Origin of the sequence: Bacillus sp. L_1B0_5 (assembly GCF_000836715.1) — a bacterium.
In the GTDB taxonomy this organism is placed as follows: domain Bacteria; phylum Bacillota; class Bacilli; order Bacillales; family Bacillaceae_G; genus Bacillus_A; species Bacillus_A thuringiensis_S.
Genome location: NZ_JXIS01000003.1, coordinates 1 through 24,944, shown reverse-complemented (window position 1 = coordinate 24,944; position 24,944 = coordinate 1). Strand labels below are relative to the sequence as shown.

Genomic DNA, 24,944 nt, shown 5'->3' with positions numbered 1-24,944 from the left:
AGCTTACAAAAAAACTCTAAAAGGATTGTTATATATGACCGAAAATATAGAATGGAATTAAAGATAAAAAAACACATTTAGGAGGTTATCATGACATTTGATGAATTGAAAAAAAATAAACCAACAACCTCATGGGTTGAGTATGATGAAGATGGGGAATTTTTTACTGAAGAAAATATAAGTGCAACAAATACAGTTCTTGATACTTACATTAACAATTTACAGCGATTAGGAGAGAATCCAACCGAAGTCGAAGTAATGCAAGTTGTTAAAGAGGTAGTTATTAAATTAAATGAATTAAATATTGAACATGACCATTTTATTGAAACAATGGAAAGAGAAGATCTCTATGAATTTATCGATACAGCAGCACAAATAGCTGGCTTAGAATCCGAGGAAGATATAACAGAAGAATGGCGAGAATGGTAAAAAGTTGCATCTCTAATAATTAGAGGTGCAACTTTTTCATATACCAATTGAATGAATGATTTGATGTCCGCGCAGAATTCATATATTTCAACATAATATTAAAAGGCTTCAATTATAAATACTAGCACACCCACATCAACAAAAAAGACCACCAAAAGGCAGTCTCAAAACTCAATCTTATTCCCTACTCCGCGCTCCAACGCTTTCTCATACAAATACTTCGCAACGATAATATCTACTACCGCTAAACCAACTGATTTGAAAATAGTAATCTCTTCATCATTTTCGCGGCCAGCTTTTTCTCCGCTTATAATTTGACCAAGTTCAGCGTGAATGGCGTTTGCTTTGAATAGACCTTCTTTTATCGGAACTTGAAGGTCTCCTGTTTCGTCTAGTGCTGCTTCTTTTGATTCAACTACTACTTTGTTTGCGCTTGTGATGGCGTGTGAGGGTAGTTCTTGCATGCTCGGTCTGAATGAGCCGACGGCGTTTACGTGGACGCCTTTTTGTAGTGTTTCTGAGAAGACTGGTGTGGATGCATTCGTAGTTGTGACGATGATGTCTGCTTCACGTATTGCTTCATTTGGATCCCTGTAAACGTAAGCTGGTTTACCAAATTTCTCTTGTATATATTGCGCAAATGCATACGCTTTTTCTTCTGTGCGATTGTATAAAATGACTTTTTCGATATCTCTAACCGCAAATATCGCTTCGGCCATTCCCTTCGCTTGTTCACCCGTTCCGATAATGCATAAAGTTTTTGCGTTATGACGAGCTAAATATTTTGTCGCTACTCCTGATAAGGCGCCTGTTCGGATCATCGTTAAGTACGATCCTTCTAAAAGTGCGAGCGGTTCTCCCGTTTGAAAGTCTGATAGCATCACAATCCCATTGATCGTTTTCTTTCCTATCTGTTTATTTTGCGGGACTACCGTTACTATTTTTACTCCAAGTGCCTCAAGTCCTTCCGCTACTGAAGGCATAATTAATGCCGTATTTTGCTCGTTCGCAAATGGTAATGAGCCTCTTATTGGTGTAATCGTTCTTTCTGCGGAAAATTCTTTTAAAGCAAGCGCCGCGTATTCAATAACTTCATTCATATTTACTAAGTTTCTTTGTTCGTTTGCGCTTATAACTAGCATATCTTTCCACCCCCTTCTTCTATCCCGTATTAACGGGCAGTAAGACTCCCATCTAAAAATTCAGTTGGACAAAGAAGTTACACGGGAGATCAACTGCCCGTAAAAACCCGATTGGTTCAACTAATAATCAGTGGGGAACCCCTCCACTGATTAAAGTTTCACTTTATCCTAACAAAAATCCTCGGTTCAAATCATCTCTCGGATCTACAACGAACTGATGAAACCCTGTAATAAATGCATGCCCCGTTACTTTCGGAACGACAGCTTCATATGTACCTACCGCTGTTACCGACAATACTTCTCCCTCGAATTTCCCATCAGTAATGCATTCGTGGACGAAGATTTCTCCTTTTTGTAAGGCATCTTTTTCAAAAAGAGTTGCGATTCTCGCTGAAGTTCCTGTACCGCAAGGAGAACGGTCTACTTGCCCATCAGCAAAAATCGTTACATTTCGTAGCGTAGCACCTTTGTCTTTCGGTTCATCTGAAAAGATAACGCCGTATATTCCTTTCAATCCTTCTTCAAGTGGATGTTTCACTTCTATTTTGCTCTCTATATAATGTTTAATTTTACTGCCCCACTTTTGAATAGCAGATAAATCTTTGAAATCAACTTTCAAACCAAATTCTTTACAATCTACAACAGCGTAAAATGCTCCGCCAAACGCAATATCTACTTGAAATTCATAGTTATCTATTTTAATAAGAACGTCTTTTTTGTATACAAAGGAAGGGACATTTTCAAATGATACAGATTCTACTTCACTCCCGTTATATTTTGCATACGCAACAACTTCCCCAGCAGGGCTATCAATAATGAACTTTTGTTTTTCACCCTTTACTTCAAACATGCCTGTTTCAATTCCTACTGTAATGACAGCAATAATGCCATGACCACACATCGTACTCCATCCTTCATTGTGCATAAATAAAACACCAAAATCAGCGTGGGCACTTGCTGGCGGTGTAATGATACAACCGTACATTCCGTGATGCCCTCTCGGTTCATACATCAGAATTTCACGAAGGTAATCCAAATGTTCCATACAGTATGCGCGTCTTTCCAGCTGCGTTTCCCCTTTTATTTCTGGCACGCCGCCCGTAATAATTCGAAGCGGCTCCCCAGCTACGTGTGCATCAATCGTTGTATATATTTTACTAACCTTCATTTCTATCTCTCCCCTATACGTTGATACTATTTCCAACGCAAGTATCATGCCAAATCGTATAGCATTACTTTTTTCAAATCCCCTCAGCAATGTGTATTCTTTTTTCAACAAATTCATATACAACTGTCTACTTTTTTATACACGGCTTGGATGTTACGTTATAAAACACCTCGATAACTTTGCAATTCCTCTCGTACACACATGCAAAATTCCTTTTACCATTATTATTTTCAATGTAAAGTTACTTCTCCCCCCAACATATACTGTTCAAAAGCAAAAGGAAGTGATCTCATGTATTACGGGACAAAAGGCTGGTACGTAGCTGAACTAAAAAAATTAGGCGTACGCTATCATGAAGGACGAAAATTAGAAAGTTACCGCGGACACGTATTACGCAATTTATTAATCGCACAACAAGAAAAATTAAAAGAACAGTAATAGATTCTCCTATCACAATATCAACTTATCGCCGCCTACAAACTGCCAATCAATCACACATCAAACTACACTAAAAAGGTCACCCAAACGGGTGACCTTCCTTCCTTATTCACAAACAAGAATTTGTCTAGTAAATGATCCTTTTCTTGTAATACAGCGATCTGTAATTTCAAATCCTGCTTCATGGATCATGTCGTCCATTGTTTCCATCGTGACAACGACTACCTTTTTAGCGATGCGGCGCGCACTTGAAAGAATGGAGAGCTGGTCTTCTGGTGTGGCATGCGTAAATAAGTCGTATGGCATATCAATAATGGCAACGTCATAGTTCTCAGTAATTTCCTCGATCGGACCTTTTGTTACTGTTCCTTCAAATCCGAAATGTGCGATGTTTTTTCTCGTTCCAAGAACTACAAGTGGATTTATATCTCTACCAACGATGTTAATCCCCATAGAAAGTGCTTCTACTACTACTGTTCCAATACCGCAGCACGGGTCAATTGCTCGTACTCCCTCTGGATTTGGTACAGCGATATTTGCAACTGATCTCGCAACACGTGTGCTAAGAGATGTCGAATAACTATGCGGTTTTTTTATGTGATGATACCAAACTGGCTCACTTTCTACATAGTGTCCAAAGTACCAGCGTCCTCCAAGAGGAACAATCCCGAATACACGCTCTGGATTACGAACATCCGCTTCTCCTTCAATATGCATACCGAGGTCGCGTTCAATGAGACGTCTTTCCCCATATTCAATTTTATTCTCCCCAACGAGGTCATTGATTTTAACGAAGATAACTTTAAACGACGCTCCCGCCAAATCAATTTGTTCCACTTGTTTTAAAATACTTTCTAAGTCGTCCCCTTCATACATAACCTCAACGCGCTCTTTAATAAATGCACTTCTACTCGGGTCAATTTTGACATCACTTTTTAAAATATTAACGTGGGACTCCATTCCAAAGAACGAGCGCATTTCCAAGTAACATAAAGCACGCTCCTCCTCACGAAATGCATACGTATATATACAGGCAGGTGTTTTACTATGATTACTCAATCTATTATCATCCTTTATCGTTTAAAATTGTTATGATTACAATTACTCAAATACTTTTCTTTTGTATATAAAATTAAATGATATCATATGCCGGAAATAAAGAGAAACGTTAATAAATAAAAGAGACTGCCAATGGCAATCTCTTATTATTTATTAACGGAAAGAAGACACGTTGTTACCCATTTCTTCATAGTAATCTAAAATACCTTGATAAATAGCTTCCGCTGCATTTTGTCTCTGCGCTGGTGTAGCTATTTTATCTGCATCACTTTTATTATCTACAAATGCTAATTCTGCTAATACAGCTGGCATTGTATTTTCTCTAATTACGTATAAATCGCCTTTTTTCACACCACGATCTTTTGTTCCCAGTGCATCTACAAGACGCTCTTGAATTTTTTCTGCTAGTAAACGACTTTCTGATACGTTAGGATTTGTTCCTCTTGCTGTCGCTGATTCATAGTAGAACGTTTCTGTACCTTGTCCATTTTTCTCTTCCGTGCCATTACCATGAATACTTACAAAAATATCCCCATTATTTTTTTGAGCAAATTCTACACGTTTCTTTAAAGAATCAGAAGCACTTGTTCCTGGACGTGTATCATCTGTACGAGTGAATAACACAGTAAATGGTGTCTTTTTCTCAAATATTTTCTGTAATCGTAATGATACATCTAATACAGTTTCACTTTCTTTCTCATAATAACCTGGATTACCTGAATCCGCTCCACCATGACCTGGATCAATGATAATCGCTTTTCCTTCTAAGAAGTTACCTTGCTTCACTGGATTTAATTGATTTTTATTAACCCATTGGAAACCAGCGCCCATGCGGATACGAATCCAGCTGCCGTTCTCTTCAATAACAGTTACTTGCTGTGCGTTATGTGTTCCCATTACTTTTGAAGAAGAAGAAGCTTCTGCATAAGTAGTGAATCCTTCATTAATAACCTCTGTTTTCTCTACTAAAGGTGTCCATTTATCACCGTTACTTGTTGTAATTTTGATCCATCCATCTCGTTCTTCTTTAATTTCAACCATTTGTGGATTATGCTGATTTGCACTAATTCCAGAACTTAATGATGGTGCGTGATATGTAATGAATTTTCTATCTATGTACATTTTCTTTGTTTCTACTGGACGATCACTATTTTTGCTAAATTTATCTGTTTGCGCAGTAAGCTGAGCTGCTTGTTCACGCGTAATAGAATCATTCGGTTTCCAGCCATTCTCTGTACCTAAAGAAAGTTTTAATTCTACTAAAATATTAACTTCTTCTTTACCCCAATGATTCTCTAAATCAGCGAATTTTGTAGGCACTGGTCCTGTTACTTTGCTCTTCAGATTATATGCTCTTACAAGCATAGCTGCCATTTCAGCACGAGTTACTTTTCCTTCAGGATCAAATACTCCTGGTTCTCGCCCTTTAATAATATTCTCTTTTTCCATGGCTGCAATAAATGAAGCTGCCCAACTATTTTTTGCATCATTATAAGACGGCTTTGCATTAGGATCTACTTTAGCACCAATTGCTGTTGCGATAATCTTTGCTGCCTGGGCACGTGTTAAATTTCCGTACGGCATAAAGTTACCATCTGGCATACCGTTAATTACATTTCTCTCTACTAAATAATAAATTGCGTCTTTCGACCACGCACTATCTGAAACATCAGGAAATTTCTTCGTTTCTGCTAAACTATTAATTGGATGTGCTAATAAATTTGCTGCTAATAAACCTGCGGCTATTGCTTTGTACTTCATGAAAAATAAATCTCCTCTCAAAACTTCATATTCATACATTTTTTTAATCAAGCTAACTAAAAAATATTAACTATTAATTAATTCCTTTCATAGTGTATAACATTATATATCTATAGTAAATACGTTTCCGGCCGCATAACAAAAATCGCATATATATAACTTATAATGAATGTATATAAAATAAAACTTTAATCAGCCTACAAATAGCGGGATAAAAAAACGATTAGGACATGTCTCCTAATCGCTTCGCCAAATAAAAAGCTGATTAAAAATAATATTTTTAATCAGCTCTCTATTATCTATGAAATTATTCTTCAATTAAATTAGACATTACATATGCATACACTAATGCTTCTGTATGCGCAATAGAACTTTCATGTGTACGTTCAAATGCGTGAGAAGAATCAATACCCGCTCCAATTAACGCATGTTTCACATCAAATCCCGCGCGAATCGCAGCTGATGCATCAGATCCGTAGTACGGATAAATATCTACTTTATATTCAATATGATTCGTTTTCGCAAGCTCTACTAAATGTTTACGTAAAGCGTAATGATACGGGCCGCTAGAGTCTTTTGCACAAATAGATACTGTATATTCATCAGATGCTTGTCCATCACCTAACGCTCCCATATCAACCGCTAAATATTCAACAGTTTCGTCTGGAATATTAGAATTACCACCGTATCCAATCTCTTCATTATTAGAAATTAAGAAATGCGTCGTATATGGTAATGTTACGTTTTCATCTTGTAATCTTTTAATTAATTTTAATAAAATCGCAACACTTACTTTGTCATCTAAATGACGTGATTTTATGTATCCACTCTCTGTAATTTGAACGCGCGGATCAAATGACACGAAGTCTCCTACTTCAATTCCTAATTCGCGTACTTCATCAGCTGAAAATACGCGCTCATCAATACGAACTTCAATATTTTTCTCATCTCGTTTTGCTTCACCTGCATCTTTGTATACATGTACAGATGTTTGATGCATTAAAATCGTTCCTGTATACGTCTTGCCACTTGATGTTTCAATTTCGCAATATTCTCCTTCTACAGAGTTCCAACGAAATCCACCAATCATAGAAAGACTCAGGCGACCATCAGGCTTAATTTCTTTCACCATCGCACCTAACGTATCAACATGTGCCGTTAATAAGCGGTGCTGCGCATCATTCTTCCCTTTTACTGTTAAAATAAGAGCACCCTTATTATTACGTTTCGTTTCTACGTTCCACTCACTGACATAGTTTTCAATGAAATTAATAATTTTCGCTGTATTTCCAGACGGACTCGGAATAGAGACAAGCTCCTTAATCAGTTCCATCGTTTCTTTCGTATGATGTGCCATTGTCGTTTCCTCCTCATTTTCTCTACTATTCAGTATACAAAATCCGCCAGAAAACCTCTACTTATATGGCTTAATTTTCTAAATTGTAGTAAAATTCTTTTTAGTATACAAAAGGAGTCCTGAAATATGAATATATCAAAGAAATATATACACATTGCACTCATTTGGTTTTTAGCATCATTATTTTGTTTACAAATCTCTTATGCCATTCATACTACTACTTCTATTACAATTGGCTGGATATTAACAGCTATCTTCTTCATTATTAGCTTCATTGCAACAAAAAAGCATAGCGTTAATCATTAACGCTATGCTTTTCCTATAAAACTATTCTTCTGAAACATCTAATAAATAAATCCCTCTTTCAAATCCACCGCGCTCTACTTCTTTTTTCTTACGAAGGCGTTCCACATCTTCAATCGATGCACCTTCCGCACGTGCTAATGAAATGATTACTTCTAGTGCATCCGCAAGAGAATCTAGCGCATGTTCGCGTTCTTTCATAGAAGCAAATTCACGAATTTCTTCCGTTCCAATTTTCGCTAAAGCCTGTATGTATGCTTGACCTGTTAATTTTTGTGCTGTATACGTTTTTCCAGACATTAAAATCTTCTCTGGAACACGATCTCTTACTAACTTGTTATATGCTGACATCATTCATCCTCCTATATTTAATAACACCCGAGCTCTGCTTTATAGAAAAACCATTCCTTCTTCACACATGCACTAATCATATCAATTCCTGATCCATGTGCTCTTACATGCGGAAAGAAGTAGTGCTCCGAGTCTTCTTCATTACCGTATAAGGTTTGGTGCTCATCTGGAATCGCTTCTTTTTTCACGTCTTTTTCTTTCGTCACCCCGCCAGAAAACGCAACACTTGGATGTCCCTCAAAAAATAACGCAGTCCGAACTGCCAAAGATGGTGTACTATGCAAAGCATAATATGTAAGCAAAATAATAGTCATAATACCGATCATTTTCTTCATGTATTACTCCTAAAAAAAAGTGCTAACACAATTATACTAAAATGTGTTAGCACTTTCTCCCCTTTATCCCGAATTAACGAGCTAATAATCAGTGAGTAATGGACAAACTTTATTTCCCTTTAAATGCTGGTAAACGTTTCTCTAAAAACGCAGCAATTCCTTCTTTATGATCCGCTGTTTGTCTCATTGCATATTGACCACGCTTTTCTAATTGCAATGTTTGCTCTAAATTAGAGCGATTTACTTCACATAAAATTTGCTTCGTTTGAATCATTGCTTTAATCGGTTTTTGTGACCATTCACTAATTTTTTGCTTCACAGCCGTTTGGAAATCTTCGCCGATTACTTCATCAATTAAGCCGATATCAAGCGCTTCACTCGCCGATAATTTCTTGCCTTCCCAAATAATTTGCTTCGTCATATTTTCACCGACGCGCTTTTGAAGGAAGAAATGACCGCCTCCATCTGGAATTAAAGCGATTCCAATAAAGTTCATTGCAATAACAGATGATATATCCGCCATTACATAATCAGCTGTTAACGCAATACTTAATCCAAGACCTGCAGTTGGTCCATGAATTGCACTAATAACAAGCTTCGGCATCGTATATAATGTCACGACAACTTCAGAAATGGTATTCATAATGCCATCAAACTTACTTTCATCATTACTTGAAAGCATCGATTTAATATCCCCACCCGCAGAAAAACCACGGCCGTTCCCGCATAACACAACGATATGCGCAGAACTTTCCGCTACTTCTTTCAACTTTTGTAATAACTCTTTTAATGTCGGCTCATCTAACGCATTTAACACCTCTGGGCGATTGACCATAACCGTTGCAACGTTACCTTCATATTTCACAACGACAGATTCTGTTTTACTTGTTATTTCCATTATATATACCCCTCTTTTCTCCATAAAGATTATACTTATATAATTATAGAAAAGCATTAAAAAATCCTTCTTTTTTCTTAATTTTCTGTCTAATAATCTCGCAATTTGTACATATACCGTATAAAACATACAATTCCGTTGAAAAATATAGAAATTAAAGTCGGTTTATCCATGCTTTTCATCTATTTACCATTACAATGAAATGGTGTATTCTTAAGTTTGATAAAGTGAGACTTTAATCAGTGGGGGGTGTTCATCCCCCACTGATTATTAGTCCTCACCAATCGGGCTTTTACGGGCAGTTGATCCCCACCTAACTTCTTTGCTTCCGCTGTATTGTATTTTGAGGCGGGGTCTTACTGCCCGTTAATGCGGGATAAAAAACAAATATTGAAATTCATTCGCCTTACTATGTAAAAAAGGCTTTATACCCATCTTTTGGGTGTTGTAATAAAGGAATGAAGAACTGGAGGAACATATGGTTACTAAGTTGAAACAAACGGATAACTACTTCCCACATTTCCTATTGCTATTCATTGTGTTTCAACCAATTTTAGATTTATTAACATCTTTTTCAATCTATATACTACACATGAGCGCAACAGTTGGAGTTGTAGTCCGTTTCGCCTTTATGCTTCTTGCATTAGGATACCTACTTCTTCATCACAAACAACAAGATGCGAAAAAGTACATCCTCTATTTATGTTTACTCGGAATCGCACTAGCAATCGGTCTTGTAAATAATATGATGGTTAAATCTCCAGTTTCATTTGGAGAAGAAGTTAAATTTATCTTAAAGAGCGTATATCCAATTGTGCTACTGTTTGGATATATTATCGCCTTTAAAGAGCTAAAAAATAAAGAGTATGTATTTCATAAAATCATTACATATTTCTTATATGCAACTTTAATTTTAAGTATCACTATGATTGTCGCAATGCAAACTGGAACGGATTTCCCAAGCTATCCTCACTCAAAAATTGGTTCAAGAGGTTGGTTCTTCGCTGGTAATGATTTAAGTTCTCTTTTCGCCATTATGTTCCCAATCATTGTCTTATATTCGATTCATAAAACAACTTCTTTCTCGAAAATATATTACTGGATTCCAACAATACTTGCGATGTATGCAAGTATTATGGTCGGAACGAAAGTCGGATATGGCGCAATTGTTATTACATTAGGCGTAGCACTTTTCTTCTCATTCATTGAGTACATGATAAATCGTAAAAAAGAAGGAAAAGGATTCACACATATTGTAAATACCGTTGTTGCAGCTGTTATACTAGGAGGTTTAATTGCTCTTACACCGCATACTCCTATCGCAAAAAATATGGGCATTCACATGCAAATATACGAATACAAAAAATCAGTACAAGAAGAAAAAGATCGAAAAGAAGGAAAAGTAATTAAAGAAGATCCAGAAGATGCAAAAAAACATGCAAAAGGTGAACTTACAGATTCTGAAGTAAAAAGTTTAATTTACAGCGATCGCGACAAATTCTTAAAAACATACAAACAGTACTATAAAGACGCACCGCTTTCACAAAAACTATTCGGAATGGGTTACGCTGGTAACTACACAGATAAAATTAAATTAATTGAAATGGACTTCCATGACCTATTTTTCGCATTTGGAATTGTCGGTTTCCTTATTTACTTAATACCACTTCTATACTTTGGTATTAAATTATTCATCCGCATGATCACAAACTTTAAGAAAACCATGACCGTAAAGTATATGCTATTAGCGAGCACACTCATTCTATCACTTGGCATTGGCTTTATGTCTGGCCACGTATTAACAGCGCCAGCCGTTAGTATTTTCTTCGTTGTTATACTCGCTTATATCATTGTTGATTTTGAAATTGAATAAAGTGAAACTTTAATCAGTGGGGTTTTTGTTCATCCCCCACTGATTATTAGTTGAACCAATCGGGCTTTTACGGGCAGTTCATCCCCCACCTAACTTCCTTGCTTCCACTGAATTTTGAGGTGGGGGATTACTGCCCGTTAATGCGGGATAAAAAAGAAGGTGCTACGAAATATTAGTAGCACCTTCTTTTTTATTTAATTAATGTTTTACATATTCTAAACTTTCTTTTGCGATATACGCTTCTGTTACAGTAGGGTTATCTGAAATAACTTTAACCCACGCTTTTCCATTTATTATTTCTTCACCAGTAACTGTAACAACTGCATTTGTATTTAAACGATACAGTCGCTCATTTGATATACTAGGATTCTTTTTCACTTCCACGTTATTCATCACACGTGCAAGTTTATACTTGTTGTATTCTTTTTTACCTAAATAAGAATCAAAACGGTTCATATGCCCCGCTACTTTTTTACCCCAGTTCGCATCAGATGCATATTTCGCATTTAAACCAGCAGCTTTATCACCTGTATATGTTGCTGTATAACGCCAATGTCCTGGATTTAAATATCCTTCATTCATGTATAATTTTGCTGCATGTTCAATACAATCTTCTTTTGAATTGAATGCTTCTCCGTTACCATATGGACTATCGTCTGTTGCTTTTAAACCAAATAAATTATTTTTGTCTTTTGCAAGAGCGCTTGTTCCATAATAACTTTCATGAATTGCTAATGAATATAAGAATAATGCATTTACATTATACTTGCTTTCTACTTCTTTAAATTTCTTTCCTAAACCAATTAATGGAGAGTCTGGCTTAATCGATTTCACATAACTATCTAGTTGTTCAGCTGTATAATCTGTTTTCGAACGTAATGATAAATAATTGAAATATTGATAGAAAGTTTCGTCTCCAAATGTTTTTCCATCTACACTATACATTTGTTGTCCTTGCTTCATGAAAGAAGGTGCCACACCATATCTAAATTCTGTATATCCAGGTGAACTTGTATTATATGTATAATATTTATGGTATAAATATCCATCTGATTTCACATAATAAGACGATTGTTTCATTTCATTTGTAGGAATTAAAGTGATTTCATTCTTCTTCACATAACCTGTCAAACCAGAAACTTGAACTTTCACACGATCTTCGCCAACTTCTAACACTTTCAATTCTGTTCCATACTGAATATACGTATATACTGTTGACAAATTCTCATCATAAATATTAATGATGTTTTGCCCAGTTATTCTTTTCGCACTTGCAAAACCATCTTTAATCCATAAAAATTCGTTCTCGTATTTTACCGCATTCATACCTTTATTTTGAGCAGCCGTAACCGCTTCTTTATACGTGTTATAGCGCTCTACTTCTTGCTCTGTTCCGTTTTCTCTTACATTTGTCACGACATATTTCTTATTTTCTACAGGATTGCCATTTCCATTTTTTTCAATCGTCTGAAGCATACGGTCCAACATAGCTGAAGCCATACCTCTTGTAGCTGATAAATGTGGTCTAAATGTATTATCTTCTGGATACCCTTTAATAATTTGAGTAGCCACCATAACTTGTACATGCTCTTTATAGTTAATACTATCTTTATCAGTAAAGGTAAGCGGACTTACAGCTATTTTAATATTTTTATAGTCTAACGCTCGCTTTACCATTATCGACATTTCTTCACGTGTAATCACATCATTTGGTGAGAATGTCTCGTTCGTACGACCATTAATAATTTTCGCTCCATATGCTCTACTTACACCATCATATAAACCGTAAGTCTTCGGCACATCCTCGAAATTCGAATCAGCTTTCGGTAAATTTAAAGACCTTGCTATGAATGTAGCAAACTCTGCTCTTGTTACTAATTTATCAGGCGCATATACATTGTCTCCATACCCCATTAAAACTCCTTTAGTAATAAGTGAACGCATATGCGTCTCAAACATATGTCCTGTAATATCATCATTTGCCGCATAGCTTGAAATAGGAGTTAAAAGTAATGATCCCGTTAATGCCACTGCTGTTATACCTTTTGAAAAAGTCTTCAAGGTTATCCTCCTCGTAATCTACGAATTTATTATCACAAATTTGATTATATAATAATCGCAATCATTTTAGCATAATAAATAGGAATTAAAATAAAACGTTTTTGTAATTAGAATTTTCATTACATTCAAAACAAAATAAAAGACACTTTACTTTTTTAATAAAGTGCCTTTTTCCATATGATCAATGAGTTTCTTTGTTGCCTGTTTGCCTTGCAACCGAAGCTCATCTATTGTTAATTGTAGCTCTTGCTGCACAGTTCCTTGTTGCATTAATTGCTTTTTCGCAATTTCATATAAATACTCAGCACTCCATTCGCCATCCACACTTCCTATAACTGGCTGATCCACTTGACTTAAAAACGAATCAATTTTCGGATCGTATGAAATCCCGACCATTGGAGTTTTGGCTACAGCAGAAAAAACAAGTGCATGAAGACGCATACCAATTAGTAATGAACATTGTGATAAAATGAATATTTTCTCGTCGATATCCATTTTATATGGAAGCATATACGTCTCTTCTCCCATTAAGTCTACTACTTCACGCGAAGCTTTTTGATCAAATGGCTCATGCATTGGAACAAATAAAATTTGGTATCCTTCTTGCTTTAATTTTTTTAATGCCGCAGCTAATTTTTTTATATAATCTTCTTTTGCATTCCAATAACGCACACTAACCGCGATTACTTTTCCATGTATCGAATGCTTTTGCAACCAATCCGATTGTTTTGTCCGTTTCCATGTTAAAACAGGGTCTGGAACAATTTCAATATCGTTTTTTATGCCAAGTCCTTTTAAATATAAAAACGAATCCTCATCTCGAACTGATACATAGGAAGCTTTTGACAAGTTCCATTTTACTAATAGACGATTATATCCTTTTGTAATTGGACCTATTCCTTGTGAATAAATATAATACGGCTTTTTTAATAATCGAGCGAGTCCCATAATACCCGTATAATATAGAATACTCTTCGTACTTGTCTGATCTTGAAGAAGGCTCCCGCCACCACTAATAACTCCATCACTGTTTTTGATCGCATGATAAACAGCTTTTATATCCCAGCGATCTACCGATTCTACACCATACATTTCCTTTGTATATTTAGAATCATTTGATAGTACTACTAGTTCTATATCCGGGTTCTCTTTACTTAACGATTCAATAATTGATTGTAGAATCGCCTCGTCTCCAACATTATAAAAACCATAATATCCTGATAAGACTAAACGCACCCTAAATCTCCTCCAAAACTAGGTAACCGTTTATTTCATCTAACATAAACTAGTACCCATTCCTTACCTAAACACTTGATACCCTACATAGTTTCCTCTTTATCAGTTCATATGAATTATAATAAAAAATTAAATTTCTATATTTATCTTTTCAAAAATGGTATTTTGTTTATTGATATCCATTTTAATTTCAAAGCACATACACCATACAAAATGGTTGTAATACTTAATGCTATACCACTGAATAATAACGTCATAATTCTTGAAGATGTAACATCTATCACAGTACATAATTCATACAATCCTAGTCCCAAAATACATGCTATTGCTAGCACACCAAAAAAGCTTTTTAAATGAATAGAATAGGCAATATAGCTTCGAATATACAAATGATTTACAATACAAATCAATACGTAAGTAATGAATGTACTATACGCCGCTCCATCTATGCCAAACTTCTGCACTAACATTATGTTTAACACGACTTTCACACAACTCGCACCAATAACAACCCATGCAGCTTGTGCAGAACGATTAATGCCCTGTAAAACACCTATTGATAATACCATAACCGCAGTAAAATACGAACTGCCAATCATCACTGTTAACATACTACTGCCTTTTACGTCTGTGAACAATCCGACATTTAACGGTACTGTTAATGCCATCAACCATATTGTTAACGGTGCTGTCAAAACATGCGCTAGTCGATTTGTATTTTGAATTGTTATTTTCGCCAAATTTATATCTCTTTTGGCCAATGCGGAAGTTAAGAGTGGTATTAACGGAAATACAATTGCGCTTGCAAAAATAACAATTATTTGCGTGAATGCAAAACCGCGACTGTATATTCCAAATTGTTCTTGAATTTCTGTTGATGATCCTTGTAATACATGCGGTATCGTAAGCGAGTCTACTAAATTTAAAAGTGGCATTGATAAAGCTCCGATAGCGATTGGGATCGATACCCGCAATATCTTTTTGCCGTTTTCTCTTAAATCTCGGAGCGAATAGGAATTGCTTTTATTGTAGTATGGACTTCTATTATATTTTATACGCAAATATATAAGCGAACTAATGACTCCAAGAAAAGAGCCAACCATCGCACCACTAGTAATAACAGTATTACTCTTATCCCATGATACTAGTATGTAAGCAATTATTAACATAAAAAACACACGTACAAATTGCTCAATGACCTGTGATACCCCTGTTGGTTTCATATCACCGAAACCTTGAAAATACCCTCTATAAACTGCCATGTATGGCGCAATGAGTAACGCTAATGAAGTAATAAGCAACGGCATTCTAGTTTCTTGTCCACCAAGCATATTTGCAATTTCAATAGAAAATAATACAATGACTAAACAGCCGAAAACGCCAAATGCTAGCCCTATAATTGACGCTGATTTAAATAATTTCGCAATTTCCTTTTGCTTATTTTTTTCGTTCAACTCTGCAATTAGTTTCGAAATTGCAAGTGGAACTCCGGCTACCGATAATGTAAGAGCAATCATATATACAGGAAAAACAAGGCGGAAAATACCGAGCACTTCATCTCCTGCAATATTTTGTAATGGAATTTGAAAAAAACTACCAAGCAATTTCGACAAAAAAGTTGTAATTGTTAAAATCGCTGCTCCTTTTACAAATGTTTTATTCATATTTTTTCTCTTTTCTTTTATACATATACTCTCAAACATATTGTTTTAAACGATAGGAATTCACTTTATCCCATTGGTTATCATAACAAATTTATTATAGGTTGAATACTTGGTTTTTTTTACAAAATAGAAAAGAGAACCAATTCACGCCTATCTCTTCACACTCTAATTTCTAATTCCTTCCATTATATGTACACATTATAACTGTTTTCGTTACTCAAAAAGAGCTCTTCTCTATCACTGCAGTACATATTACTAAAAACATTATAAGAATATCCCACAACTCTACATTATAATGTATGTAAAATTGTGAGATATTCTAATTACCATCTAAACACTTAAGATCTTCAATTGTTCTTTCTGTTCATCGTTCGCCATTACTACGATTGTTTTTTCAATACTCGGGTGTACTTGCTCAAGCTTTACACTTGCCCCTGCTTTATTTGATTGCTCAACAAAATTTAATAATGCCATAGCTCCTGATACATCCATATAACGCACATCTTTCATACGTAAAACAACCGGTGACTTCACATCTTGTAAAGTAGAGAAAATACGATCTACTGATAAGAAAGAGAGCGGTCCTTGAATCGTATACGTTTCTTCTCTTTCTTTTACGATAGAAGTTTTACGTTCTTTACATTTCACCATATATATGATGAACGAAAGAATAATACCGAATGCAACAGCAATCATTAAATCGAACTTCACCGTCACAATCATCGTTACGAGCATAACAACGACATCACCTTTAGGAGCGACATGCATCTTTTTCATGCTTTCCCAATCGAACATTCCAATACCAGTTAAAATTAAAATACCTGATAGTACAGCAAGTGGAATATATTGTACGACCGAACCAAGCCCCATAATAAAAATGAATAAGATAACACTATGCATACACGCCGAAAGTGCCGTTTTACCGCCACTTCTTATATTCACGATAGACCTTACAGTCGCACCTGCACCTGCTAATCCGCCAAACAATCCGCTCATCATATTACCGATACCTTGTCCAACGAGCTCTTTATTACTTTTATGACGTGTACCTGTCACATTATCCATTACGACCGATGTTAACAACGAGTCAATCGATCCTAATAAAGCAATACTAAGCGCTGGTAAAATAAGTGCTGCTATTCCTGTTCCACTTAAAGATGGAATATGAAGCGTAGGCATCGCTTCTGGAATGGTTCCAATCTTTTCAATTACTTTATTTAACGAAAGATTTCCGATAATCGGTAACTTTACTGTAAGTCCTTCGAGTAGAGAAGAAAATAAAGGTAGTAAAGCTGTCACACCGACTAGTGCTACTAAACTAGACGGAATCGCCTTAATCCATTTACCAGAAACAATCATTACAATAATCGTTAACACAACAAGTAGAAAACTATTTTGTACGTGCTTTATTTCGCCTAAAATAATGATTAATGCAATACCATTCATAAATCCTGAAACGACAGGATACGGAATATATCGAACGTAAGAACCGAGCTTACATACACCGAATAAAATTTGAAATAACCCTGCCATCATAAAGGAAATAAAACTTGCCTCTAACCCGTGCGTCGCAATAACTCCTGTTGCGATAACGGTAATTGGTCCAGTTGGCCCCGTTACTTGCCCAGGTGTCCCGCCAAATAACGCTGCAAATAAACCTGCAAAAATCGCACCATACAATCCAACAAGCGCTCCCTCAGACGTTCCTGTCGCAGCAATACCAAATGCAATCGCAAGTGGCAACGCAACAATCGCAACAGTAAATCCTGCTAAACATTCCTTTGCTATTTTTTGAAACATATAAATAACCACCTTTGTATAAAGTCCATGTTCCATTGTACACCTAAAAAGATATATTCGTTAGCTCACTTTTTACATTCTCGTGACGGAAAGGTATTCAATGAAAAGTTTCCCCCTTATCTTTGGAAACAATTGCAACTATGCTATAATGAACAAATTAAATCTTTTACTATATACTTGGAGGCACTATGCTAACTTTTGAAGAAAAATTATCGATTATTGAATCTTTCCCAGAACTAGAAAGAAAGAACGTATCATTAAAACGTGTAAACTTCCACTTTGAAGAAAGTCGTTTAGATAAAAAGAACGTTGTATTTCATTTACACCCAAATGGAAATGGATTTGTGTATGCAAGCGGTATTAAAGGTTACAAAACGGATGATAAAGGTATGGTTAACATCCGTGAGTTTTCAGCAGAAGAGTTACGTTCAGTAATTGAGAAATCAATTGACCTTCTATCACAAGAAGAAGTAGTAGCACCTGTAGAACCTGCGAAAGAAGAAGAATGGCAGAACGAAGATGGTCATATTCTTACTCTTATTTCAGAGGATGACATGTGGAACGTATACGCTGGTGTAAACTTAGACGGTACATTCAACTCTTATCCAGAAGCTGCGGAATACCTTGATGAAGAAGGTTTTTCACGCAAATAAAAATAGAAAGTGGGTGTCCCCCACTTTCTATTTTTTTGTCCCTTTCAACGACTCCCTCAGCACAAACTTCTGCAGCTTCCCGCTCGCATTACGCGGAAGTTCATCTACAAATAAATAATGACGCGGACGCTTATAATCTGCTAATTCGTCACTTTCTTTGCAATACGTTTCTAAATCAGCTTCTGTTATTGTTTCATCTTTCTTCACAATAACTGCCACCACACGCTCTCCCCATAATTCATCTGGCTCACCAAGTACCGCCACATCTAATATACCGGGATGACTATGAAGGAAATCTTCAATTTCGCGAGGGTAAATATTTACACCACCGCTAATTACCATATCATCAACGCGATCTGCAACGAATAAATAACCATCCTTATCGAAGTATCCTAAATCACCAGAATGATACCATCCTTTATACATCGATTTTTTATTCGCCTCTTCACGATTATGATAGCCAGCCATCATAGTTGGACCGCGCAAAATAATTTCTCCCACTTCATAAGGAGGTAATACATCATCTGGTTCTGCCGGTGCCTCCTCGTTCGGCTTCACAATACGAACTTCATGGCTAAAGCATGGCGTGCCTGCTGAACCAGCTTTCGTAATTTGATCCTCCTCTACGAGAAACGCAACAACTGGTCCCATTTCTGTCATTCCGTATATTTGAACAAGATCAATATAAAGACGTTCTTTACATTCCTTCACTAACGCCGGTGCCATTGCCGCTCCGCCATATATACCGATTTTCATTGAAGTTAAATCATACTGAGTTAAATCTTTTTGCAACAACATATTCCACATCGTCGGTGCTGCAAAGAACGTCGTAATCTTTTCTTCTTGAATCGTATGTAATACTGTGTCTGTATCAAAATGATGCAAAATGACATTCTTTCCGCCAACTTGAATGCGTGGTATGATTCCGGCATTTAATTCACCACAGTGATATAAAGGCGCAACAACAAGCCCAACACTATCTCTATTATATTTTAGGAAATATGTACAAATCATACTATGCTCAGCCATTTCACGATGACGATGTAATACGCCTTTCGGATGACCTGTCGTACCGCTCGTATAAAGCATAGAACAAAAATCCATTTCATCAATTTCGATATTTACTTTCTCAGAAGATGCTGCATTCACTTTTTCATGGTAGGAACTTGCATAGGAAGGTTTATCGTTTTCTATAGACCAAAAAGATGTATTTGGAAAATCTCGTTCAATGATAGCAACAGTTGACTCAACTGCTTTTTCAAAGACAACGACTTTCGAGGATGCGTCCTGAAGAATATAAGATACTTCTTTCGCCTTTAAGCGAAAGTTAATCGGGTTAAAAATTGCACCAATTTTCGCACAAGCTAAGTAAACGTTTACAAATTCATGGCAGTTATATAAGTAAACAGATACCGTATCTCCCTTTCTTACTCCATCTTCTAATAGAGCGTGCGCCGTTTTATTTATTTGTGCATCCCACTGTTTATATGTCCAGCGAATATTTTTTTCAGGTTCCACTAACGCCTCTTTATTCGGATACTTACCAACAGATAAATCAAAAATTCTCCCTATCGTCATGTACATGCCAACAATTTCCCCCTTTTCTCTTTCATAAATCTATCATTTCGTCCATAAGTAGACATTGTCCTCTAACTATTTGACTAATTTTTCTGATTATTATCGACATAGTTTTACAAACAGTGCCACTTATCGGTAAGTGAAATTATATTGGCGATTTTTTGAATATATCGGCCACAACTTTAATCAGTCCTCACCGATCAGGCATTTACGGGCAGCAAAACTCCCACAAATAGCGGAATAAAAAAGAGGCTATTCCACATCGGAACAACCTCTTTCTTCTTATACGAATAGCTCTTCTAAAATTTTCAGTTTATCTTCTGTATATTTTACGAAGCCATCGTTATATGATTTTGGATCTTTCGGGTTCGCGAAGTGCGTAATTGCTCCCGTCTTCGGATGAACAAATTTACTTGATGCACCGCAACCAAGTCCGATAATTGATTGTACTTCTTCCATAATGACAATGTTGTAAATACTTTCTTGCGTCGGCATTGCATAACCAACGTTCTCTAAGTTACCTAAAATATTCTTTTGACGATATAGGTAATATGGTACGTAATTATGCTTTTGCGTCCACTCTTCTGCTTCGTGCATCATCGCTGTAATTTCTTCGCGACCTGCTACTTTATATTTACGTTTGTTTTGCGTCATTTCAGAAGCACGTTTAAATGATAACGTATGAACTGTTAATGATTCTGGCATTAACTTTTCTGTTTCATCTAACGTGTGCTTGAAGATATCTAGCCCTTCACCAGGAAGACCAATAATTAAGTCCATATTAATATTGTTCATTCCCATTTCACGAGCTAAGTGATACTTCTCAATTGTTTCTTCTACAGTATGATGACGCCCAATTGCTTTTAATGTCTCTTGATGGTATGACTGCGGATTAATACTAATACGGTCAATATTCCATTTATTTAACACTTCTAGCTTTGCTGGCGTGATCGTATCTGGACGACCTGCCTCAACTGTTACTTCACGTACATTTTTCACGTCTGGGAACGCTTCGTACATTTCTTCATACAGCATATCCATCTCTTCTGCTGTAATACTTGTAGGTGTACCGCCGCCATAATAAATCGTCGTAACTTTCACACCTTTTTCTTTTAAAAACTTACCAATTTCACGAACTTCATAATGTAAACCACCTAAGAACGAATCAACAGACCCTTGGCGTCCATTAATCGCATAAGCCGGGAATGTACAGTATGCACATTTCGTTGGGCAGAACGGAATACCTATATAAATACTTACTTCTTCTTTCAAACGGTATAAATCCGGAACAACTGCTAATTGGCAATCAACAATACGCTGAAGAAGTTCAATTTTCTCTTCATGAATTAAATAACTTTCACGAAGTTCTTGATGCGCTTCTTCTTTTGACATACCATTTTGAAGCATTTTATGAAGAAGTTTCGTCGGACGTACTCCCGTTAAAATACCCCAGCTTTGTTCAAGTCCAGTTAACTGCTGAAGAACAGAAAGATATACATAAGAAACAACGTGCTTCACTTGCTTCATACGCTCTTTTTCATCTGTGAAAGCAGATAAATCTTTCGAGAATGTTTCTTCATACACATTTCCTGTGCTAACATCCGTTAATCGAGCGGATGCTTTCACATTATCCTCAATGTGTATATCAACGATCAGATTCGCTTCCTCTTGTTCAAATCCAATCGTACTATCTTCAAAAAATAAGCCGCCAATATTTTGTAGCGGACGTAAAAAACGATCATCTTGTAACGTTTTAATTGAAATTAACACATTATCACCTTTTCATTTGCAAACTCTCTTTAGTTTACTTGAAGGGCGTTTACAGGTCAATACAGAAGGTTTTACCTGTTTCTCTTACATTTTTTCAAATAATTCTTTTTATGAATATCGCTCATGTATATAGACATCATGATTTTCTCTTGTTAAAATTTATTAGTACAAAAAATCGTTACATAGCGAAAATACAATATATAAAGGAGGAATGTTAACACTAGATTCCATAATCTAATGTGTTAAAAAAAATATGAAAAAGAAATTTTATAGTGTATTAACTCTCTCTCTTGCATTACAAACTGTTCTTGCACCTACTTATTCATTTGCAGAGAGTGCTGAAAAATCCGCCGAAGTATATACGGAGGATCAAGTTTTTAAAAGTATTAAAGAGCATGTTAATGAGCATAGTACTCATGAAGAAGATATCGAGGCTACTGGCCAATTCCTACTATACACTTCAAAAAAACATTCATTATATACCGCGAATGATTTAAAAAACAAATCGAATATCGAGTTTACAGAACAAGTCGTAACGGCGACAAAGAAAAAAGGAAATGCTTACTACATAACGACGTCAACTGGCGCTGGATGGATAGATAACAATGATAATAGCTTAGAAGTTCAAGAGATTCATAAACTATCTAACCAAAAATTAATCGTAAAAGAAGAAGCTTCCATACATGCCCTTCCGTTCCAATCGTTTAAAGAAGAAGGGAAACTACAACCACAAGTCATTACTCCTACTGAACAAGCTGGAAATTGGTTTAAAGTCCAAATAAACGAAACAGCAAAATGGATTTATGCACCTTCTGCTACATTTGAAGGTACAAAAGCTTCATTATTAAAAAACAGTCGTACTGCTAAAAATAGTTTATTGAGAGCTCCGGAATCTCTACAAACAAACAATATCTATGGCGTTACATTTAAAGAAATGATTGTCCCAAAAGGAAATGACGATATTCGCCCTGGCTACCCGATGGTACCTAAATATATTACGATTCACGAAACGGCTAATACAGCGAAAGGTGCTAATGCTCTAAATCATGCAAAATTCTTAGATAACCAAGCACGCGGAACAGCTGATCGCGCCGCATCTTGGCATTTCACAGTAGATGATAAAGAAATTTATCAACATCTTCCGGTAAATGAAGTTGGATGGCATGCTGGAAATAAAACTGGAAACTATGAATCTATCGGAATTGAAATTGCCGTTAATCAAGATGGAAACTATGAAAAAGCGGTAGAAAATGCCCGTAAATTGGCAGCTTATTTAATGAACGACTTAAATATTTCTCTAGATAAGGTCCAAAAACATCAATTTTGGTCAGGAAAAAACTGCCCTGCGTTTATGATTCAACGCGGACAATGGAATGCTTTCTTAAAAGGAACTGAAACATACTATAAGGAAAACCAAAAAAATCCCGTAACTGATGACATTACAGGTGGATGGTATGAACAAGACATTCGTCAATTAGCAGCTAGAGGCATTATGCAAGGAGAAGGGAACGGCAAGTACTTCCCAGAACGTCTTGTTACGCGTGCTGAATTTGCTACACTAATTACTCGTGCTTTACAATTACCAAGTGGAAATGCTAAGTTCACAGACTTAGAACAAGTACACCCATCTTTAAGAGACGGTATTAATCGTGCAGCAAGCGCAGGCATAATCCGCGGACGTGGTGATAATACATTTGATCCAAATACTACAATTACACGCGAAGAAGCTGTTATTATGATTGATCGTTCTCTAAAACACGCTGGTATTTTTGCAAAACAAGTTGAACTACCATTCGTAGACCAAAACTTAATTTACGCTAAAGAAGAAGTACAAAGAGTGTATGGATATGGAATTGTAAAAGGTAATGAATTTAATCAATTCGTACCAAAAGGACCATCACAACGTGCACACGCAGCTGCATTTATAAACAGAATGCTTAGCGTGATTGAAGCTTAAAATATTTATCTGTATTAATTTAAAAGGCATCAGAGATTGTATATCTCTGATGCCTTTTATACATCTGTTAACTATTTTTAGCCATGGATCTTAAACGTATTCCTAGTAAGAGGAGCATAAAACCGATGAATGGAACGTAATTCGTATTGTGTCCTGTAGCTGGAAGTTGTTGATTATTAGAAGAACCTTGTCCTTTTTCTGGTAAATTAGGTTTTTCTACTCCCTCACCTGGCTTTTCTGTTCCTTCACCTGGCTTCTCTGTTCCTTCACCCGGCTTTTCTGTTCCTTCACCTGGCTTTTCTGTTCCTTCACCCGGCTTTCCTGTTCCTTCACCTGGTTTTCCTGTTCCTTCATCAGGCTTCCCTGTTCCTTCATCAGGCTTCCCTGTTCCTTCATCAGGCTTCCCTGTTCCTTCATCAGGCTTCTCTGTTCCTTCATCAGGCTTCTCTGTTCCTTCACCTGGTTTTTCCGGATCTTTATCTGTATCTTTTTTATTTGTAATTTGAAGCTTTACAACTTCAATTTTTTCATTAGAAATCGTAAATTTCATTTCCTTATCGGATAAAGTATATCCTTCTGGCGCTTGGATTTCTTTTAAAGTGTAATCTCCTGGTTCTAACTTCTTAGAAGTCGCTTTACCGCTCTTATTTGTTGTTAATGTGTCTATTTTTGTTCCGTCTTTCCAAATTTCAAACACTGCGCCTGCTAATGTTGTATTTGTATTATTAGCATCTACCTTTGTAATTTCTAATTGACCTGTAATTTCTTCTTTCACTTTTTCATTCATAACTTCTTGTTTTACTACATCATTTGCTACAACATTTACTTCTACTCTTACTTCTAACGCTTTATAACCTTCCGGTGCTTTCGTTTCTTCTAACGTATACTTTCCTGGCACTAAGCTCTCGAATTTCACAACGCCGTCTTTATTCGTTGTTTTTGCTTCTCCAACTACTTGACCACTTTCGTTTTTCAATCTGAATTCCGCACCTGCTAGAACTTTTCCACTCTCTGCATCCTTTTTGATTACTTGTAAGCTTCCTAGTTCTTTTGCGTTTTCTATTTGTACTTCTACTACTTTGTCTGCTTCCACAACGACTTCAATTTCTTC

Annotated in this window: 20 protein-coding genes and 1 pseudogene; 6 read left to right on the top strand and 15 right to left on the bottom strand. The window is 36.2% G+C overall.

From position 1 onward, the window contains the following. Positions 1–90: 90 nt before the first annotated feature. Positions 91–429 (top strand): hypothetical protein, encoded by a 339-nt coding sequence (locus RT27_RS01560; protein WP_043935133.1) that lies wholly within the window; start codon positions 91–93, stop codon positions 427–429. A gap of 164 nt (positions 430–593) precedes the next feature. Here the strand turns inward: RT27_RS01560 and RT27_RS01555 are convergent, their stop codons facing one another. Then, entirely contained in the window at positions 594–1,571 is a 978-nt protein-coding gene (locus RT27_RS01555; RefSeq protein WP_043935132.1) for an ornithine cyclodeaminase family protein, read from the bottom strand. Positions 1,572–1,734: 163 nt separating this feature from the next. Continuing rightward, entirely contained in the window at positions 1,735–2,739 is a 1,005-nt protein-coding gene (locus RT27_RS01550; protein ID WP_043935131.1) for a proline racemase family protein, read from the bottom strand. A gap of 208 nt (positions 2,740–2,947) precedes the next feature. Between RT27_RS01550 and RT27_RS34745 the strand changes: the two are divergent. Next, positions 2,948–3,177, top strand: a pseudogene (locus RT27_RS34745) (YflJ family protein). A gap of 105 nt (positions 3,178–3,282) precedes the next feature. On the opposite strand, the gene RT27_RS01545 reads toward RT27_RS34745, so the two are convergent. From RT27_RS01545 to RT27_RS01535, 3 genes are all read right to left on the bottom strand, one after another. Further along, positions 3,283–4,236, bottom strand: a complete 954-nt coding sequence (locus RT27_RS01545; protein WP_029441722.1) for a methyltransferase domain-containing protein — start codon at positions 4,234–4,236, stop codon at positions 3,283–3,285. A gap of 153 nt (positions 4,237–4,389) precedes the next feature. After that, positions 4,390–5,997 (bottom strand): N-acetylmuramoyl-L-alanine amidase, encoded by a 1,608-nt coding sequence (locus RT27_RS01540; protein WP_043935130.1) that lies wholly within the window; start codon positions 5,995–5,997, stop codon positions 4,390–4,392. A gap of 307 nt (positions 5,998–6,304) precedes the next feature. Continuing rightward, entirely contained in the window at positions 6,305–7,354 is a 1,050-nt protein-coding gene (locus RT27_RS01535) for a M42 family metallopeptidase (protein WP_029441720.1), read from the bottom strand. 126 nt (positions 7,355–7,480) lie between these two features. Between RT27_RS01535 and RT27_RS01530 the strand changes: the two genes are divergently transcribed. After that, a complete protein-coding gene (locus tag RT27_RS01530) occupies positions 7,481–7,660 on the top strand; it encodes a hypothetical protein (RefSeq protein WP_029441719.1) in 180 nt (59 codons plus the stop codon). A 21-nt stretch (positions 7,661–7,681) separates the two neighbouring features. On the opposite strand, the gene RT27_RS01525 is transcribed toward RT27_RS01530, so the two are convergent. From RT27_RS01525 to RT27_RS01515, 3 genes are all read right to left on the bottom strand, one after another. Beyond that, positions 7,682–8,008 carry a nucleoside triphosphate pyrophosphohydrolase gene (locus RT27_RS01525; protein WP_001277348.1) on the bottom strand — a complete coding sequence of 109 codons (327 nt, stop codon included), beginning with the start codon at positions 8,006–8,008 and terminating at the stop codon, positions 7,682–7,684. Between the two features lie 17 nt (positions 8,009–8,025). Next, positions 8,026–8,343 carry a hypothetical protein gene (locus tag RT27_RS01520; RefSeq protein ID WP_043935129.1) on the bottom strand — a complete coding sequence of 106 codons (318 nt, stop codon included), beginning with the start codon at positions 8,341–8,343 and terminating at the stop codon, positions 8,026–8,028. 109 nt (positions 8,344–8,452) lie between these two features. Then, positions 8,453–9,265 (bottom strand): enoyl-CoA hydratase, encoded by an 813-nt coding sequence (locus RT27_RS01515; RefSeq protein WP_043935138.1) that lies wholly within the window; start codon positions 9,263–9,265, stop codon positions 8,453–8,455. 454 nt (positions 9,266–9,719) lie between these two features. Here RT27_RS01515 and RT27_RS01510 point away from each other — a divergent pair, with 454 nt between their 5' ends. Then, complete coding sequence (locus tag RT27_RS01510; protein ID WP_043935128.1) at positions 9,720–11,114, top strand: O-antigen ligase family protein; 1,395 nt, start codon at positions 9,720–9,722, stop codon at positions 11,112–11,114. A gap of 198 nt (positions 11,115–11,312) precedes the next feature. Here RT27_RS01510 and RT27_RS01505 read toward each other — a convergent pair whose 3' ends face one another. The 4 genes from RT27_RS01505 to RT27_RS01490 form a co-directional block, all read right to left on the bottom strand. After that, positions 11,313–13,175: an S-layer homology domain-containing protein gene (locus RT27_RS01505; protein ID WP_043935127.1), complete on the bottom strand. Its 1,863-nt coding sequence runs from the start codon at positions 13,173–13,175 to the stop codon at positions 11,313–11,315. Positions 13,176–13,322: 147 nt separating this feature from the next. Further along, positions 13,323–14,411 carry a polysaccharide pyruvyl transferase CsaB gene (csaB, locus tag RT27_RS01500; protein WP_043935126.1) on the bottom strand — a complete coding sequence of 363 codons (1,089 nt, stop codon included), beginning with the start codon at positions 14,409–14,411 and terminating at the stop codon, positions 13,323–13,325. A 143-nt stretch (positions 14,412–14,554) separates the two neighbouring features. Next, complete coding sequence (locus RT27_RS01495) at positions 14,555–16,075, bottom strand: polysaccharide biosynthesis protein (RefSeq protein WP_043935125.1); 1,521 nt, start codon at positions 16,073–16,075, stop codon at positions 14,555–14,557. 330 nt (positions 16,076–16,405) lie between these two features. Then, entirely contained in the window at positions 16,406–17,875 is a 1,470-nt protein-coding gene (locus RT27_RS01490; RefSeq protein WP_043935124.1) for a SulP family inorganic anion transporter, read from the bottom strand. A gap of 188 nt (positions 17,876–18,063) precedes the next feature. Here RT27_RS01490 and RT27_RS01485 point away from each other — a divergent pair, with 188 nt between their 5' ends. Continuing rightward, complete coding sequence (locus RT27_RS01485; RefSeq protein WP_000954998.1) at positions 18,064–18,528, top strand: hypothetical protein; 465 nt, start codon at positions 18,064–18,066, stop codon at positions 18,526–18,528. 27 nt (positions 18,529–18,555) lie between these two features. Here RT27_RS01485 and RT27_RS01480 read toward each other — a convergent pair whose 3' ends face one another. Further along, positions 18,556–20,112, bottom strand: coding sequence for a fatty acid--CoA ligase (locus tag RT27_RS01480; protein WP_016082698.1), 1,557 nt, complete (start codon positions 20,110–20,112; stop codon positions 18,556–18,558). Positions 20,113–20,388: 276 nt separating this feature from the next. Then, the gene (locus tag RT27_RS01475; RefSeq protein WP_000908777.1) at positions 20,389–21,876 is read right to left on the bottom strand and encodes a coproporphyrinogen III oxidase; all 1,488 of its coding nucleotides are present in this window, start codon (positions 21,874–21,876) and stop codon (positions 20,389–20,391) included. A gap of 253 nt (positions 21,877–22,129) precedes the next feature. On the opposite strand from RT27_RS01475, the gene RT27_RS34740 reads away from it, so the two are divergent. Beyond that, the gene (locus tag RT27_RS34740) at positions 22,130–23,833 is read left to right on the top strand and encodes an S-layer homology domain-containing protein (RefSeq protein WP_043935123.1); all 1,704 of its coding nucleotides are present in this window, start codon (positions 22,130–22,132) and stop codon (positions 23,831–23,833) included. A 67-nt stretch (positions 23,834–23,900) separates the two neighbouring features. Here RT27_RS34740 and RT27_RS01465 read toward each other — a convergent pair. Beyond that, positions 23,901–24,944, bottom strand: a 1,044-nt coding sequence (locus RT27_RS01465; RefSeq protein WP_043935121.1) for a SpaA isopeptide-forming pilin-related protein, incomplete at its 5' end; no start/stop codon positions are given.